Below are 16,018 nucleotides of genomic sequence, written 5' to 3' on the forward strand. Positions count from 1 at the left end.
TCGCCGGGGTCGCCTGCGCGGTCCTGACCTGGTGGAGCCTGCCCGCGATCCTCCGGGCCTGTTTCGGGGCCTGATCTAGCCGCCCGGCGAGAGCTTGCGCCGGCCGCGTCTCCAGTCGCTGGATCGGGCCGCTCGCGCGGCGGAGCAGGCCTCGGCCGAGGTCCTGAAGCGATGCAAATTATGATGCAAATTATGCCGATTCTATGCTTTTGCGTTTTTCCAACGACTTGCCGCCGCCTTCCGGGCGATCTCCGCGCGCCGCTCGGGCGTCATGCTGCCCGCCCGAGCCTTCCCGCCCTTGCGGCCCAGCTCCTGCGCAGCCTTGTCCTTCCCGTCGTCCTCGGATGCATCCTCGACCTCGCCCGTGGCGATCTTCGCTACCAGAACGGCAGCGCCGATCACGTCGGCGGGGCGCTTCTCGCCTTTCGGTCCCTTGGGCATGGTGCCGTATTCCTGTTTGCGGGTGACCGCCGGAGGCACGCACGCGCAACGTTGGCGGCGATTCACGGTTAAGGTGTCGCGGGCGAATCGCCCGGAACATCGCGCGAGCACGGTGGCGATGATCCGAATTGACACGAATCGTCTACCCGGAAGAATCGTCGGCTTCACCGGTGCTCTGATTGAGACGCGGAGGCGACATTGCGAACATCCAGATGGGTAGGCTTGGTGGTTGGGGGTCTACTCGGATTCGCGGTCGGTGCTGGTACTGGGATTGTTGGCGGCCCGTTCGAGGCCGTCGCGGGTGTCTTTGTTTTTACCCCGATCGGTTTGCTTTGGGGTCTTAGCTTGGGTCCCGACGTCGTCGGTCTCATGAGTCGGTTTCGAGCCTGGACCCGAACCAAATTGACATGGCCGACCCGCGCGCGGCGGAGGCGAGATTCCCCTTGAGCGCGCGGTCACTGTCCGTGGTCAGGGCGCCGGCACCGGATCTTCCGGGTCGCCCCGCGCCACAATCCGGAGTGTGCCGTCCGGCAGTGGCCGCTGCAGCGCTCGCGCCTCTGACCAGGGCGCGGTAAGCCACGCCTCCCACTCGGCCGGCTCGGTCAGGATCACGGGCATGGCCTGTGAATGGATCGGCCGCACCTCGGCGTTGGCAGTCGTCGTCAGGAAGCCGAAGAGATCGACCTCGATCTCACCCTCCTTCACCTTCCTTGTGCCCCGCCAGCGCGTCCAGACGCCGGCGAAGAATGCCAAGGGCCGATGCTCGCCGAGCGCGAACCAGACGGGCGCCCGCGCGCCGTCGCGGAGCGTCTCGTATTCCGCGAAACTGGTCACCGGCACGAGGCAGCGATGCGGCTGGCCGAGCCAGGCGCGCCAGTGCGGCGAATCCACCCGGCGGATGTTGGTGACACCCCTGTCGACCCGCTTGCCGCCGAGGTACTGGGGCGGCGTCGGCATGCCCCAACGGGCGAGGACCAGCTCCCGCCCCTCAGCCGAGGGGCGCACGATCGGCGCGGCCATGTCCGGATAAATGCCCGGCAGGGGCTGCAGGTTGCCCAGCAGGTCGCGGGCATCCGGAAATAGCCGCCGCATCGCCTCCTGCGATTTGGTCTGGCTGTAGAGATTGCAGATGGCGGTTCCTCCCGGCTCCCGATGCCCCAGCGACAAGTGCGGCGAGTAGTAGTGCGGCGTGTCCGTCCCGTCCGCGAGGACGAGCTCAGGAAACGCCTCGATCATGCGAGCCGCGTCCTCGACCGACCGAAAATAGTGGGCGACAGCGTCACGGAACCCAGGGCCGGCGACACCGTGCACGGCGTAGTCCTCCCGGCCGACGGTTTGGTCGAGCCATCGCTGGACCGAGGTTTCGAGCCCACGAAAGCCGCGCTCGGGCACGAGGATCACGACGCGCACGGGGAACGCCGCGCCGTCGATCTTGTGCTGGGCTGTCGTTCTGCGCGCCATCGGCCTCGGGCGACTCGGGTTGAGTTCCCATATTGTTCCATAGCGCATCGCGCTCGGGTAGTCCGGGCGTCGGGATTGTAGGGTCGTGCGTCAGTTTGGGGGGCGACAGGAGCGCTGCGACGAGCGTCCGACCTCTCCTGGAACCAAGGCTGCCCGCCACGATATGCAACGAAACCCCCGGACATACCGGGAACCGAGGGTGACCAACCGACACTCAGGGCCTGAGAAATCAGCGGCCTGGACCTACATCATGTCCATCACGATGAAGGGATCGACCTCCCCCCGCCTTGAACTTCGCACCGCTCGTCTCCTACCCTGCCGCGCCGTGCGCGGCGCCCCTTGGGGCACGAAACGCCCCCGCGCGCAACCTTGACCCGTGCGCAACCTTGAGGAGCGCGTCCCTTGCCCGTCCCCATCCGGTTCCTCGCGGCGGTTCTCTCGGCGATGGTCGCCGCCGGCCCGGCGGGTGCGGCCAGCATGATCCGCGACGCCGAGATCGAACGCACCCTCGCCCATATCGCCAATCCGATCCTGCGCGCGGCGAGCGTCACCCCGTCCAGCGTGCATATCTACGTCGTCAACGACCGCGAGTTGAACGCCTTCGTCGCCGGTGGACAGAATATCTTCATCAATACCGGCCTCTTGACCAAGCTCGGCTCGATCGACGAGTTGCGCGCGGTCATCGCCCACGAGACCGGACATATCGCCGGCGGGCATCTGGCCCGGCGGGACCAGTCGCTCCAGGGTTCCAAAGGCATGGCGATCCTCGGCATGATCGGCGCCGCCGCCGTGACCATCGGCGGCAGCCCGGAGGCCGGCATGGCAATCGCCGCCGGCAGCCAGCAGGTGGCGAAGCGCGAAATGCTCTCCCACAGCCGCGGCGAGGAAGCGGCGGCCGACCAGGCCGGCCTGCGCTTCATGGTCTCGGCCGGCGCCGATCCGACCGCCGTGCTGACGGTCATCAATCGCTTCGCGGGCCAGGAGGCCCTGATGCCATCCCAGATGGACCCCTACGCCAGAACCCATCCGCTCTGGGGCGACCGGGTCGCCATGCTGGAGGAGCGGGTCGCAACCCTGCCGAAGGGAACACCCCCGTCCGAGGAGGAGGTCTATTGGCACAAGCGGATGGTTGCGAAGCTCGAGGGGTTCCTGAAGGCCCCGGCCCAGACGCTGAAGACCTATCCGCCGTCCGACACCTCCGAGACGGCGGCGCTGGCGCGCGCCATCGCCTATCACCGCCAGCCGGACGTGGCACGCGGTACCCGTCAGATGGAGGCGCTGCTCGCCTCGCGCCCCGACGATCCGTTCTATCTGGAGTTGAAGGGGCAGTTCCTGCTCGAATCCGGCGACGCGGCCGGCGCGGTGGCCGCCTATCGCCGCGCCGTCGAGTTCGCACCGAAGGAGCCGCTGCTGCTCGGCGGCCTCGGCCGGGCGCTGCTCAACACCGGGGATGACGGCGACACGGCGGAAGCCCGCGCGGCGCTGACCAGCTCGGTCCGGCTCGACAAGGCCAATCCCTCGGTGCTGCGCGACCTCGCCCTCGCCGAGGCGCGGTTGGGCAACGAAGGCGCCGCCGCGCTCGCCACCGCCGAGCGGTTCGCGATCGAGGGCAAGATGCCCGACGCCGCGCGAAACGCGATCCGCGCCGCCGATCTCTTGCCCACCGGTTCGCCGGGCTGGCGGCGGGCGCAGGATCTGATTACCATGACGCGGCGCGTGAAGAGGAGAAACTGAGCCCATGGCCCTGAAGCGACTGGTGGCGACGACGACCATCCTCCTCCTCGCCGCGACGCTGGCCCCGGCCGGTGCGACCGACGCCGCGAAATCCATGTCCGAGGCCGAGCGCGCGGCGTTCCGGGCCGAGGTGCATGACTATCTCCTCGCGAATCCCGAGGTGCTGATGGAGATGCTGGCGCTGCTCGACGCGCGGCAGAAGGCGGCGGCGGACAAGTCCGACGCGGCGCTGGTCTCCGAGAACGCGGCCCCGTTGTTTCAGGACGGCTATTCCTATGTCGCCGGCAACCCGGACGGCGCCTTCACCATCGTGGAATTCGTCGACTATCAGTGCGGCTACTGCCGGAAGTCCTTCACGGATGTGCATGACATGGTCGATGCCGACGGCGATATCCGGCTGATCGTCAAGGATTTCCCGATCCTCGGCCCGGGATCGGACCTCGCCGCCCGCGCCGCGATCGCCACCATGATCAGCCAGGGGCCGGAAGCCTATGGCCGGCTGAACGCGACGCTCATGGGCCTGCGCGAGCCGGTGACCGACGCGAGCCTGGACCGTGCCCTGGCCGAGGCCGACCTCGACCCGGCGGCGGTCCGCGCCGGCATGGGCGATCCAGAGATCGACCGCCGCCTCGCGCAGAACAAGACGCTCGCCCAGACGCTCGCCATCACCGGCACACCCACCTTCGTGGTCGATTCGAAGATGGTGCGAGGCTACGTGCCGCGCGGGGATCTCGAAAAGCTGGTCCAGGAGCTGCGCACCGCGAACTGAGCCGCGCCGAACTGGGCCCCGCCGGGCGAGGCCCGGTCGGGCGCCTCCGATTTCAGCACTTTTCACCCCCCGGCGCACCGCATATACAGGGGCCACATCGGAGCAGGGCCCCCCGCTTCCAAGAACAACACAGGGCAATCGATGGACAAGTCACCGCAGGAGTCCGACATCGCGTTCATTCGGGCTCTGGCCGAATTGCTGCGCGAGACGGACCTGACCGAGATCGAGGTCAACCGGGAATATGGCGACGACGACGTGCTGACCGTGCGGGTCGCGCGTCAGATCACCGCCGCTCCGGTCCCGGTCCAGGTCGGCGTTCCGACGGCGCCGCCGGCGGCCGCCCTGCCCGCGCCGGCCGGCGTGCCGGCGGCGGCCGATCCGTCCGACGACCCCGGCCTCGTCGCCTCGCCCATGGTCGGTACCGTCTATCTCCAGGGCGAGCCCGGCTCGCCACCCTTCGTCAAGGTCGGCGACGTGGTGACCGAGGGCCAGACCATCCTGATCATCGAGGCGATGAAGACCATGAACCAGATCCCCGCCCCGCGGCCCGGCCGCGTGAAGCGGATCCTGGTCGAGGACGGCTCGCCGGTCGAATTCGGTGCTCCGCTCATCATCCTGGAATGACGGCCGACCCGGCGCGATCCCCCCAAAGCTCGAGGCGCCCATGTTCAAGAAGGTCCTGATCGCCAACCGGGGCGAGATCGCGCTGCGCATTCACCGCGCCTGCAAGGAAATGGGCATCCAGACCGTCGCGATCCATTCGACGGCGGACGCGAATGCGATGCATGTCCGCATGGCCGACGAACGTGTCTGCATCGGGCCGCCTCCGGCGTCGCAGAGCTATCTCTCGGTGCCGAACATCATCGCCGCCTGCGAGATCACCGGCGCCGACGCGATCCATCCAGGCTATGGCTTTCTCTCCGAGAACGCGACCTTCGTGCAGATCGTCGAGGATCACGGCATCACCTTCATCGGCCCGAGTGCCGCGCATATCCGCCTGATGGGCGACAAGATCACCGCGAAGGACACGATGAAGGGCCTCGGCGTGCCTTGCGTCCCCGGCTCGGACGGCGGCGTGGCGACGCTCGACGAGGCACGCAAGGTCGCCGCGAGCATCGGCTATCCGGTGATCGTCAAGGCGACCGCCGGCGGTGGCGGTCGCGGCATGAAGCTCGCCCGCGCCGCCTCCGACATGGAGACCGCCTTCACCACCGCGCGGTCCGAGGCCAAGGCGGCCTTCGGCAACGACGAGGTCTATCTCGAGAAATATCTCGGCGCCCCCCGGCATATCGAAATCCAGGTGTTCGGCGACGGCAAGGGCGGCGCGGTGCATCTCGGCGAACGCGACTGCTCGCTGCAGCGCCGCCACCAGAAGGTGTTCGAGGAAGCGCCCTCGCCGGTGATCGACGCCAAGACCCGGGCGAAGATCGGCAAGGTCTGCTCGGATGCGATCGCCAGGATCAAGTATTCCGGCGCCGGCACCATCGAGTTTCTCTACGAGAGGGGCGAGTTTTATTTCATCGAGATGAACACGCGTCTGCAGGTCGAGCATCCGGTGACCGAGGCGATCTACGACGTCGATATCGTGCAGGAACAGATCCGCGTCGCCGCCGGCCACAAGATGTCCTTCACCCAGGACGATCTGGTGCCGAACGGCCATGCGATCGAATGCCGGATCAACGCGGAAAAGCTGCCCGGCTTCCAGCCGAGCCCGGGCAGGATCGCCACCTATTACGCGCCGGGCGGTCTCGGCGTGCGGATGGACAGCGCGATCTACGACGGCTACACGATCCCCCCCTATTACGACAGCCTGATCGGCAAGCTGATCGTTCATGCCCGCACCCGCGATCTCGCCCTCGCCCGCCTGCGCCGCGCGCTGTCGGAGCTGGTGGTCGACGGCATCGACACCACGACGCCGCTGTTTCACGCGCTGCTCGACGAACCGGACATCCAGAAGGGCAAGTATACCATCCACTGGCTCGAGGAGTGGCTGGCGCGCGAGACGCAATAGCGCAATATCCAACCAGACGGAATCGTCTGGTGGTCAGGATATCGCGTTGAATCAAGCCTCTGGGGTGGACGGGCCGGCTCTGCCGGATCGGCTTTCGCTCTGGTCCCCGCGACATCTGGTCCGAGGTTCATACGGCATTGGAATTGACGCGATTTCGCAAACATCGGACGATTTCACCCGACCGGAACGCGTTCTAGAGGCGGCCATGCGCGACGGCCCCGACATCACGCCGATGCTGCTGCTGCGCGCCTATGCCTCGGGCGTGTTTCCGATGGCGGACGCGGCGGATGCCGAGGATGTCTACTGGATCGACCCGGAGCAGCGCGGCATCCTGCCGCTCGATGCCATGCATGTGCCCCGGCGTCTCGCCCGCGCCTTTCGTTCCGACGAAGTCGAGATCCATGTGAACCGCGCCTTCGCCGAGGTGGTCACGGCCTGCGCCGACCGGCCGGAGACCTGGATCAACGGCCAGATCCATCGTCTCTATCGCGACCTGCACCGGATGGGCTTCGCGCATTCCGTCGAAATCTGGTCAGGCGGCGCGCTCCGGGGCGGGCTCTATGGCGTGGCGCTCGGCGGCGCCTTCTTCGGCGAGAGCATGTTCAGTCGCGCCCGCGACACGTCGAAATTCGCGCTGATCGCGCTGGTCGCGCGGCTGCGGGCCGGCGGCTTCACCCTGCTCGACACCCAGTTCATCACGCCACATCTCGCCAGCCTCGGCGGAATCGAAATCTCCCGCGCCGACTATCACCAGCGGTTGCGCACGGCCACCAACCGGCCGGCGAGCTTTCTCGCGCTCCCCATGGATACGCCGCGTCAGCGGTTGTTGCAGCTCACGACCCAGACGTCGTAACGCGGATGATCCAGCGCCGACAGCGCCGGCGACGAGGCGAACATCCAGCCGGAAAACCGCGGATGATCCTCGCGCGTGTCACGGATGCGCAGAAAGGCATAGGCGTCGCCCTTGGGATTGTCCTCCGGCACGCGGCAGGTGTCGGCGGTGATCTCCAGCCGGCCGAAACGCACCGTCTCGCCCACCTGAACCGTCAGATCGGTGGTCGCGCCGTTCAGCGTGTCGAGGGCGCGCAGATGCAGCTCGTTCACCTGGCGCGTCCGCTGGTCGTTGGCGATCTGCACCGACTGCGCCGCCACCGCCTGCATTCCGGCGCAGAGCGTGGCGAAAAGAATCAGCAGGCGCGTCATTTTCCGGTGCCGAACCGCATGAGCAGGTTCAGGAGATCGACCGAGCCTTGGGTATTGGTGATCTCGTCCCCGGACGCCAGCATGATGTCGGACGCGCCGGGCGTGATCTCGACGAAGTTGCCGCCGAGCAACCCTTCGGACGCGATCTTCACATCCGAATCCTCCGGGACGCTCAGCCCGTCGCGGACGGTGAAGCGCGCCCTGGCCATGAAGGTCGCGTCGTCGAGGTCGAGCGATGTCACGCTCCCGACCTTGATCCCCGCGATCCGCACATCGGTGCCGACCGAGACGCCATCGACATTGCGAAAGTTCGCCGTCAGCGGATAGCTGTCGCCCGTCACGCGGTAGCCGCTGGTCTGGCCGGCATAGACCACGAAACCGGCGGCGACGAAGACGACGGCCGCGCCGATGACGGCCTCGGCCACGTTGTTGGCCATGTCGGGGCCCCTATTCCGGCTTCCAGGCCTCGTAGTCGCGCGACACCGCCGGCCCGGCGGCCAGCAGGCTGCCGGACGGATGGTAGGCGAGATCGGTACCGGTCAGGTTCGGCTCATGCGGCTTTTCCCACGGCTTGCGCGGCAGTGGCGCCGTCGTTGGCGGCTGCTGCCAGGTGTGGTGCAGCCAGCCGTGCCATTCGGGCGCGATCCGGCTCGCCTCGATCTCGCCATTGTAGATGACCCAGCGTCGCGCGCCGTCGGCCGTCTGGTAATAGACGTTGCCTTGGGAATCCTCGCCCACCCGCTGGCCCTTGCGCCAGGTATGGAAGCGCGTGGCGATGGTCTGGTTGTTCCACCAGGTAAGGAGGTCGAGCACGATGGTCTTCAGGCCCATGGGCATCCTCGGAGGTCCGCGTCCCGACAGTTATGGCGCAAGCGGCCGCGTCGGTCCAGCGGCAGAAATCGCACTGACCATGAGATTCGATCCATCAGGCGGAAAACGATCGGAAATTCGCACATGGAAACCATATGGGCGTTTCCTGACGCGAGGCGACGCTTCCGGGGGACCGGTCAGGATATTGCGTCAAATCAGGACTCCGGAGTGGGTGAGCCGGCTTTGCCGGATCGGACTCCGCTCCGGCGGAGGATTCGCCGGCGCCCGACCGGGGTCCGTTCCGGCCTCCCGGGCTCACTCGCACACCCCCGGCTCCGTCGCCGCGAACGCGACGAGCATCATCCGGCCAGCGCGACCGCCTCAAAGGCGGACCGAGGTCCGCCCTACGTGCGCGCTTTCACATAGTTCGCGAAGCCGCTCAGATACGTCGCCAGGCGCTTGCGGGCTTCCTCGCCCGCCAGCCGCCCGTCCACGAACTCCGACCCGGCGCGGCTGACCATCAGCCGGCCGTCGAACCACGCGTCGGTGCCGAGCGTGCGCAGAACCGGCAACCAGGCGTTCTGCGACAGGATGGTGCCGAAATTCCCCGGCGAGGCACCGATCAGCGCCACCGGCTTGCCGCCGAACACCCGCGGAATGTCCCCGGTCGGCCGGGTCATCCAGTCGATGGCGTTCTTGAACACACCCGGAATCGAATTGTTGTATTCCGGCGTCACCAGCAACAGGCCATCCGCCGCCGCCACCGCGTCCTTCAGCCGGGTGACGGCCGGCGGGATACCCTCGGCGGCTTCGAGATCGCCGTCATAGAGCGGCACGCCATGGATGGTCTCCTCGATGATCTCGCAGCCCTCGGGCGCGAGCTCCACCGCCGCGCGCAGAAGCGCCGCGTTGAACGAGCCGGCCCGCAGGCTGCCCGAAATCCCGACGATCCTCACCATGCCCGGTCCCCCTCATGCACAAACGAAACTCCCCAAAAACCGCGGGGCGGACCTCGGTCCGCCGCCTGCCCGCAAGCCGTCCCGGTAGAACCCGCCCCGGCCCGCCGCTAGCGCAATATCCAACCAGACGGAATCGTCTGGTGGCTAAGATATTGCGCTAAATCAAGACTCTAGAGCGGACGAGCCGGCTCTGCCGGATCGGCCTCCGCTCTAGCGCAGGCCGGTTTCTTCCAGCAGGCCCTTCTTCTTGGCCTCGTAGTAATAGCCCCTGGAATACCAGCCGACCGCCGCGTCCGGATCGCCATCCGCGACCAGCCAGGCACCGCGCAGGTATTTCACCGCGAATTTCAGATTGGTCTCGGCGTCGAGCAACCCGTCCGGACTGCCCTGATAGCCCATCTGCCGGGCGGTCGCCGGCAGGATCTGCATCAACCCGTAATAGGGTCCGTTGCGGGCGCCGGGATTGTGGGTGCTCTCGCGGATCACCACCCGCTGGGTCAGGGCGACGGGCACTCCGTAGGTCTGGGAATAGCGCTCGATCAGCGCCCGGAGTTCCGGCGTCTCGTTCGGATTCAGCGCCCGCGACGCCTCGGGCGCCGGCGCCGCCGGGGCTTCGGCGCAGCCGGCGAGGCCGAGAAGGATCAGCGTGACAAGCGCGGCGAGCGGGCGGGCCTCGGGCGACATCTCGGTTTCTCCGAACGGGATCGTCGCGCGATTGTCGGTTTGGAGAGGTCCGCGTCAATCGGCGGCGGCGCCCGCTTTCGGCCATCGGCGGTTGTCCGCCGAAACGGGTCCGGGAAACCGCGCCCGAAGTGTCACCCCCCGTCGGGCCCGGCGTCGGGCCCGGCCGGCCGGCTCCGCGCGCGGGCGCTGATGTTGCCGCCATCGATCCGGCGCAGGGAGATTTCGAGCCGGGCATCGGCGGCGACGATCTCGCTCAGCACGCGCTGGGTATAGGCCATATGTCCCGCCGCCGCCTTTCCCGCGGCCTCGGGATCGCGCGCCATTATCCCGTCGAAGATCGCGCGATGCTGGTCGAGCAGCACGTCGCGCACCTCCGGTCGGGCATAGAGCTTCACGCGGTTGTGAAACACGCCCTCGCGCAGCAGGCCGGACAGCGCCCGCATGATTTGCAGCAGCACGACATTGTGGCTCGCCTCGTAGACCGCGACATGCAGATCGGCATCCGCCTCCGCCTCGTCATGGGCGTCGGCCTTGCCATGCGCGGCGTCGATCCGCTCCATGCAGCCGCGCAAGGTCTCGCGATCGACCTCGTTGGCGCGGGTCGCCGCCAGCGACGCCGCCATGCTTTCCAGCGTCGCGCGCAATTCGAGATAATCGTCCACCACGTCGGCCCGCGACGACAGCAGCTCGATCAGGGGATCGGTCAGGCTCGTGGCAAGGGGCGCCACGACCCTGCCCCCGCCCGCCTCGGCGACCAGCAGCCCCTTGTCCTCGAGCAGCTTTATCCCCTGTCGCACCGTCGGGCGCGAGACATTGAGCCTCGTCGCCATCTCCCTTTCGGGTAAAAGCGACTCACCGGGCCGGAGTGAGCCTTCGAGGATCAGATCCTCGATATGCCGCGCGGTGTTCATCCCCGCGCCGGCGCCCTTGATCGCTTTTCTGTCCATGCCAGCGCCATCCTTGTTCGCCATGGATTCCAGCGCCTTGGCCGACCGCAATCCATCAGGGGGCATGATAGCGGGAGAAATCGCTCCCGGAAAGTAAACTTTTCCAGTTGACGCGACAGGTAAAATTAATTTACCATAAATTACAGCTTGGTCCATCAGAAGGCCAGCACCCACAACCGGAGGAAACGCAGGCCCGCGGGACGGGCCCTCTGCCCGACCAACCGGCGGTTGCCGACCCCCCCTGAATCATGAAGTTCAACAAGGCAATCGCGCCGCCGGCTTCCACCGGTTTCGGCGTCATGCGCAAAATACGGAGGAAGACCGCTTGATCTGGTCACAAGTCTACGATCCGCTCGGGAACCTGGCGCTCTCGACGATCGCCGCCGCGATTCCCGTCGTCGTGCTGCTCGGCGCGATCGGTATCTTCGAGATACGCGCCCATATCGCCGCGATGCTCGGCCTCGCGACCGCGCTTCTCGTCGCGATATTCGTGTTCGGCATGCCCGCCGGCATGGCCGGGATGGCCGCGGTCTACGGCGCCGGCTACGGCCTGATGCCGATCGGCTGGATCATCCTCAACGTCATCTTCCTCTACCAGCTCACCAACGAGAAAGGCGAGTTCGACGTGCTCCGCCACTCGATCCGCGGCATTTCCGACGACCGCCGGATGCAGGTGCTGTTCATCGCCTTCAGCTTCGGCGCCTTCTTCGAGGGCGCGGCGGGCTTCGGCACGCCGGTCGCGGTGTCCGCCGCGATGCTGATGGGCCTCGGCTTCTCGCCGCTCTCCGCCGCCGGCCTCTGCCTGATCGCCAATACCGCGCCCGTCGCCTTCGGCGCGCTCGGCACGCCGGTGGTGGCACTCGCGGCGGTGACCGGGCTCGACCTGATGGAGGTCACGGGGATGATCGGCCGACAGCTGCCGTTCTTCTCGCTGATCGTGCCGTTCTGGCTGATCTGGGCCATGGTCGGCTTCCGCCGGATGATCGAGGTCTGGCCGGCGCTGCTCGTCGCCGGCGCCGCCTTCGCGATCCCGCAGTATCTCGTCTCGAACTTCCACGGGCCCTGGCTCGTCGATATCGTCGCCGCCATCGTCTCGATGGTCGCCCTCGCGCTCTTCCTGCGGGTCTGGCACCCGGCGAGGCCGATGACCGAGGCGCCGAAGGACTGGTCCTCGAAGGATGTCGCGGCCGAGGAGGAGCACGACCACCCCGCCGACGTCACCTCGCGCGGCGCCGCGCTGCGCGCCTGGATGCCCTGGTTCATCCTCTCGGTCTTCGTCTTCATCTGGGGCGTCCCGCAGGCCAAGGCCTTCCTCGACTCGATCTGGAGCGCCAAGCTGCCGATCGCCGGCCTGCACGAGCTGGTGATGAAGGTGCCGCCCGTCGCCCCCGAACCGCATGCCGAAACCGCCATCTTCAACTTCAACATCCTGTCGATGACCGGCACCGGCATCCTCCTCGCCAGCCTGGTCGCCGGCTTCATGCTCGGCTACACGCCGGCGGGCCTCCTGCGGATGTACGGGCGCACGCTCCACATGATCCGCTTCTCGCTGCTGACCATCGCCTGCATGCTGGCGCTCGGCTATGTCACCCGCTTCTCGGGCACCGACGCGACGATGGGCCTCGCCTTCGCCCACACCGGCTGGTTCTACCCGTTCTTCGGCACCCTGCTCGGCTGGCTCGGCGTCGCGGTCACCGGTTCGGACACCGCGTCGAACGTGCTGTTCGGCGGCCTGCAACGGGTGACGGCGCAGCAGCTCGGCCTCAACCCGGTGCTGATGGCGGCGGCCAACTCCTCGGGCGGCGTCATGGGCAAGATGATCGACGCCCAGTCGATCGTCGTCGCCTCGACCGCGACCAAGTGGTACGGCCACGAAGGCTCGATCCTCAGGTTCGTGTTCTTCCACTCGATCGCGCTCGCCTGCCTTGTCGGCATCCTCGTCATGGCGCAGGCCTATATCCACCCGTTCACACTGATGGTGCCGGACGTGGTCCAGGCGGTCCCGGCCGCCAACTGACCAAGCCTCGGGTCCGGGGGCGCGCGCTCCCGGACCCTTCACCACGAGGGGGGAACAATGACACCGCGAGAGACGCTGATCGCCGAACTCCGCCGCGTCGTCGGGGCGGGCCACGTGCTGACCTCGGCACGCGCCACCCGCGGCTATACCCGCGGCTTCCGCTACGGCTCGGGCCCGGTCGCCGCCGTCGTGCGCCCGGGCAGCCTCGTCGAACAGTGGCGGGTTCTCACCGCCGCCATCGCCGCCGGCCGGATCGTGATCTTCCAGGCGGCCAACACCGGCCTCACCGGCGGCTCGACGCCCTGGGGCGACGACTATGACCGCGAGATCGTCCTCGTCAGCCTGCGCCGCCTCAAGGGCGTCCATCTGCTCGACGGCGGCCGCCAGGTCCTCTGCCTGCCCGGCGCCACGCTCGACGCGCTGGAGAAGGCGCTCCGCCCGCTCGGGCGCGAACCGCATTCCGTCATCGGCTCCTCCTGCATCGGGGCGTCGGTCCTCGGCGGCATCTGCAACAACTCGGGCGGGGCGCTGATCCACCGCGGCCCCGCCTATACCGAGATGACCCTCTTCGCCGAGGTCCGCGCCGACGGTACCGTCGCCCTCGTCAACCACCTCGGCCTGCCGCTCGGCGACGATCCGGAAGAAATCCTCGCCCGCGTCGAGAAAGGCGACCTGCCGGCGCCCGAGCCGACCGAGGCCTGGGCTTCGGACCGCGAGTATGCGCGCCACGTCCGCGATATCGACGCCGGGACGCCGGCCCGCTTCAACGCCGACCCGCGCCGCCTGCGCGAGGCCTCGGGTTGCGCCGGCAAGCTCGCCGTCTTCGCCGTCCGCCTCGACACCTTCGAGGCCGCGGGCGAGACGGCCGTCTTCTACATCGGCACCAACGACCCTGACGAACTCACCGGGATTCGCCGCCACATCCTCGCCGCGTTCGAGAGCCTGCCGATCGCCGGCGAATACATCCACCGTGACGCCTACGACGTGGCGGCGAAATACGGCAAGGACACCTTCCTCTTCATCGAGAAGGCCGGCACCGACCGGATGCCCGCCCTCTTCGCCGCCAAGGCCAGGGCCGACGCGATCACCGAGCGCCTCGGCCTCGGCGCCACGCTGACCGACCGGATGGCGCAGGCGATCGCCGCCCTCGCCCCCCAGCACCTGCCCGCGCGGATGAACGCCTGGCGCGACCGCTACGAGCACCACCTCCTCATCCGCATGGGCGGCCCCGGCATCGCCGAGGCCCGCGCCTATCTCGGCACGCTCTTCCCCTCGGCGGCGGGGGATTTCTTCGAATGCACGCCCGCCGAGGGCAAGGCCGCCTTCCTGCACCGCTTCGCCGTCGCCGGCGCCGCGGTGCGCTACCGGGCCATCCACCCGGCATCCGTCGAGGACATCGTCGCGCTCGACATCGCGCTCCGCCGCGACGACCGCGACTGGTTCGAGCGCCTGCCGCCCGAGATCGACGCGCAGATCGACAAGAAGCTCTACTACGGGCACTTCTTCTGCCATGTCTTCCATCAGGACTACGCCGCGAAGAAGGGCGTCGACTGTCTCGCGCTGGAGCATGCGATGTGGAAACTGCTCGATGCGCGCGGCGCCGAGTACCCGGCCGAGCACAATGTCGGCCATCTCTATGAGGCGAAGCCGGCGCTCGCGGGCTTCTATCGCGACCTCGATCCCACCAACAGCCTCAACCCGGGGATCGGACACACCCCGAAATGCGCCCACTGGCACGAAGCGGAGAAGACCGATGCTTGAGAACGCCCTGACCATCGCCGACCTGAAGCGCATGGCCCGTCGCCGGGTGCCGAAGATGTTCTTCGACTATGCCGATTCCGGCGCCTGGACCGAACAGACCTACAACGCCAACGAGGCCGACTTCGCGAAGATCCTCCTCCGCCAGCGCGTGCTCGTCGACATGACCAACCGCAACCTCGCCACCGAGATGATCGGCGAGCCGGTGTCGATGCCCGTCGCCCTCGCCCCCACCGGCTTCTGCGGCATGCAGCACGCCGACGGCGAGATCCTCGCCGCGCAGGCGGCCGAGGCGGCGGGCGTGCCCTTCTGCCTCTCCACCATGTCGATCTGTTCGATCGAGGACGTGGCGGCGAACACCAAAAAGCCGTTCTGGTTCCAGCTCTATGTGATGCGCGACCGCGGCTTCATCGAGAACCTGATCGACCGCGCGAAGGCCGCCAATTGCGCCGCCCTGGTGATGACCCTCGACCTGCAGATCCTCGGCCAGCGCCACAAGGATCTGAGGAACGGCCTCTCCGCCCCGCCCAAATGGACGCCGAAACATGCCTGGCAGCTGGCGACCCGCCCGCTCTGGTGCCTGCAGATGGCGCGGACCAAGCGCCACAGCTTCGGCAATATCGTCGGCCACGCCTCCAACGTCGGCGACCTTTCCTCGCTCGCCTCCTGGACCAAGGAGCAGTTCGACCCGCGCCTGTCCTGGGACGATGTCGCCTGGATCAAGGAGAAATGGGGCGGCAAGCTGATCCTGAAGGGCATCCTCGACCCCGATGACGCGCGCCGCTCGGTTGATTCCGGCGCCGACGCGATCATCGTCTCCAACCACGGCGGCCGCCAGCTCGACGGCGCCCGCTCGTCGATCGCGGCCCTGCCCGACATCGTCGAGGCGGTCGGCGACCGGATGGAGGTGCATATGGACAGCGGCGTCCGCTCCGGTCAGGACATCCTGAAGGCCGTGGCGCTGGGGGCGAAGGGCGTCTGGATCGGCCGCCCGTTCCTCTACGGCCTCGGCGCCGGCGGCAAGGCCGGGGTGACGCGCTGCCTCGACATCCTGCGCAACGAGCTCGACATCACCATGGCCCTCTGCGGCAAGCGCGACATCCGCGAGATCGACACGGACATTCTCGACCGCCAGCCGGGCCTCTAGTACGGGCCACCGCCTGGCGGGTTCGGATCGAGATGTCTCCGCGGACCGCTCTGAGGGGGCGCCAGTGGCGCGCCCGC

General features: G+C 67.8%; 16 protein-coding genes. 8 read left to right on the forward strand and 8 right to left on the reverse strand.

Annotation, left to right across the window (positions count from 1 at the left end; translation table 11 throughout):
- Nucleotides 1–201 precede the first annotated feature (201 nt).
- Together Q0480_RS10540 and Q0480_RS10545 are read right to left on the reverse strand one after the other, a co-directional pair.
- Complete coding sequence (locus Q0480_RS10540) at nucleotides 202–576, reverse strand: hypothetical protein (RefSeq protein ID WP_299132697.1); 375 nt, start codon at nucleotides 574–576, stop codon at nucleotides 202–204.
- A 333-nt stretch (nucleotides 577–909) separates the two neighbouring features.
- Nucleotides 910–1,902 carry an SOS response-associated peptidase gene (locus tag Q0480_RS10545; protein ID WP_299132698.1) on the reverse strand — a complete coding sequence of 331 codons (993 nt, stop codon included), beginning with the start codon at nucleotides 1,900–1,902 and terminating at the stop codon, nucleotides 910–912.
- A gap of 402 nt (nucleotides 1,903–2,304) precedes the next feature.
- On the opposite strand from Q0480_RS10545, the gene Q0480_RS10550 reads away from it, so the two are divergent.
- The 5 genes from Q0480_RS10550 (at nucleotide 2,305) to aat (ending at nucleotide 7,269) form a co-directional block, all read left to right on the forward strand.
- Entirely contained in the window at nucleotides 2,305–3,636 is a 1,332-nt protein-coding gene (locus tag Q0480_RS10550; protein WP_299132700.1) for a M48 family metalloprotease, read from the forward strand.
- Nucleotides 3,637–3,640: 4 nt separating this feature from the next.
- Nucleotides 3,641–4,405, forward strand: a complete 765-nt coding sequence (locus tag Q0480_RS10555) for a DsbA family protein (protein ID WP_299132702.1) — start codon at nucleotides 3,641–3,643, stop codon at nucleotides 4,403–4,405.
- Between the two features lie 141 nt (nucleotides 4,406–4,546).
- The gene (accB, locus tag Q0480_RS10560) at nucleotides 4,547–5,029 is read left to right on the forward strand and encodes an acetyl-CoA carboxylase biotin carboxyl carrier protein (protein ID WP_299132705.1); all 483 of its coding nucleotides are present in this window, start codon (nucleotides 4,547–4,549) and stop codon (nucleotides 5,027–5,029) included.
- Nucleotides 5,030–5,069: 40 nt separating this feature from the next.
- Complete coding sequence (accC, locus tag Q0480_RS10565) at nucleotides 5,070–6,416, forward strand: acetyl-CoA carboxylase biotin carboxylase subunit (protein WP_299132708.1); 1,347 nt, start codon at nucleotides 5,070–5,072, stop codon at nucleotides 6,414–6,416.
- Between the two features lie 205 nt (nucleotides 6,417–6,621).
- Nucleotides 6,622–7,269, forward strand: a complete 648-nt coding sequence (gene aat / locus Q0480_RS10570) for a leucyl/phenylalanyl-tRNA--protein transferase (RefSeq protein ID WP_299132710.1) — start codon at nucleotides 6,622–6,624, stop codon at nucleotides 7,267–7,269.
- On the opposite strand, the gene Q0480_RS10575 is transcribed toward aat, so the two are convergent.
- From Q0480_RS10575 to Q0480_RS10600, 6 genes are all read right to left on the reverse strand, one after another.
- Nucleotides 7,233–7,619, reverse strand: a complete 387-nt coding sequence (locus Q0480_RS10575) for a DUF2155 domain-containing protein (protein ID WP_299132712.1) — start codon at nucleotides 7,617–7,619, stop codon at nucleotides 7,233–7,235. The two genes, aat and Q0480_RS10575, sit on opposite strands and share 37 nt — an antisense overlap.
- Nucleotides 7,616–8,056 (reverse strand): outer membrane lipid asymmetry maintenance protein MlaD, encoded by a 441-nt coding sequence (gene mlaD, locus Q0480_RS10580; protein ID WP_299132713.1) that lies wholly within the window; start codon nucleotides 8,054–8,056, stop codon nucleotides 7,616–7,618. Before mlaD ends, Q0480_RS10575 begins: the two co-directional genes overlap by 4 nt.
- Nucleotides 8,057–8,066: 10 nt before the next feature.
- A complete protein-coding gene (locus tag Q0480_RS10585; RefSeq protein WP_299132715.1) occupies nucleotides 8,067–8,450 on the reverse strand; it encodes an NADH:ubiquinone oxidoreductase subunit NDUFA12 in 384 nt (127 codons plus the stop codon).
- A 383-nt stretch (nucleotides 8,451–8,833) separates the two neighbouring features.
- A complete protein-coding gene (locus tag Q0480_RS10590) occupies nucleotides 8,834–9,388 on the reverse strand; it encodes an NADPH-dependent FMN reductase (protein ID WP_299132716.1) in 555 nt (184 codons plus the stop codon).
- A 210-nt stretch (nucleotides 9,389–9,598) separates the two neighbouring features.
- The gene (locus tag Q0480_RS10595; RefSeq protein ID WP_299132719.1) at nucleotides 9,599–10,072 is read right to left on the reverse strand and encodes a lytic transglycosylase domain-containing protein; all 474 of its coding nucleotides are present in this window, start codon (nucleotides 10,070–10,072) and stop codon (nucleotides 9,599–9,601) included.
- A 131-nt stretch (nucleotides 10,073–10,203) separates the two neighbouring features.
- The gene (locus Q0480_RS10600) at nucleotides 10,204–11,019 is read right to left on the reverse strand and encodes an FCD domain-containing protein (protein WP_299132722.1); all 816 of its coding nucleotides are present in this window, start codon (nucleotides 11,017–11,019) and stop codon (nucleotides 10,204–10,206) included.
- 325 nt (nucleotides 11,020–11,344) lie between these two features.
- On the opposite strand from Q0480_RS10600, the gene Q0480_RS10605 reads away from it, so the two are divergent.
- The 3 genes from Q0480_RS10605 to Q0480_RS10615 are packed head-to-tail and all read left to right on the forward strand — an operon-like array spanning nucleotide 11,345 to nucleotide 15,941.
- A complete protein-coding gene (locus tag Q0480_RS10605) occupies nucleotides 11,345–13,036 on the forward strand; it encodes an L-lactate permease (protein WP_299132725.1) in 1,692 nt (563 codons plus the stop codon).
- Nucleotides 13,037–13,093: 57 nt separating this feature from the next.
- On the forward strand, nucleotides 13,094–14,797 hold the full coding sequence (gene dld / locus Q0480_RS10610) for a D-lactate dehydrogenase (RefSeq protein WP_299132727.1): 1,704 nt from the start codon (nucleotides 13,094–13,096) through the stop codon (nucleotides 14,795–14,797).
- On the forward strand, nucleotides 14,790–15,941 hold the full coding sequence (locus Q0480_RS10615; protein ID WP_299132729.1) for an alpha-hydroxy acid oxidase: 1,152 nt from the start codon (nucleotides 14,790–14,792) through the stop codon (nucleotides 15,939–15,941). Before dld ends, Q0480_RS10615 begins: the two co-directional genes overlap by 8 nt.
- Nucleotides 15,942–16,018 lie beyond the last annotated feature (77 nt).

Origin of the sequence: uncultured Amaricoccus sp., from assembly GCF_937891315.1 — a bacterium.
Classification (GTDB): Bacteria; Pseudomonadota; Alphaproteobacteria; order Rhodobacterales; family Rhodobacteraceae; genus Amaricoccus.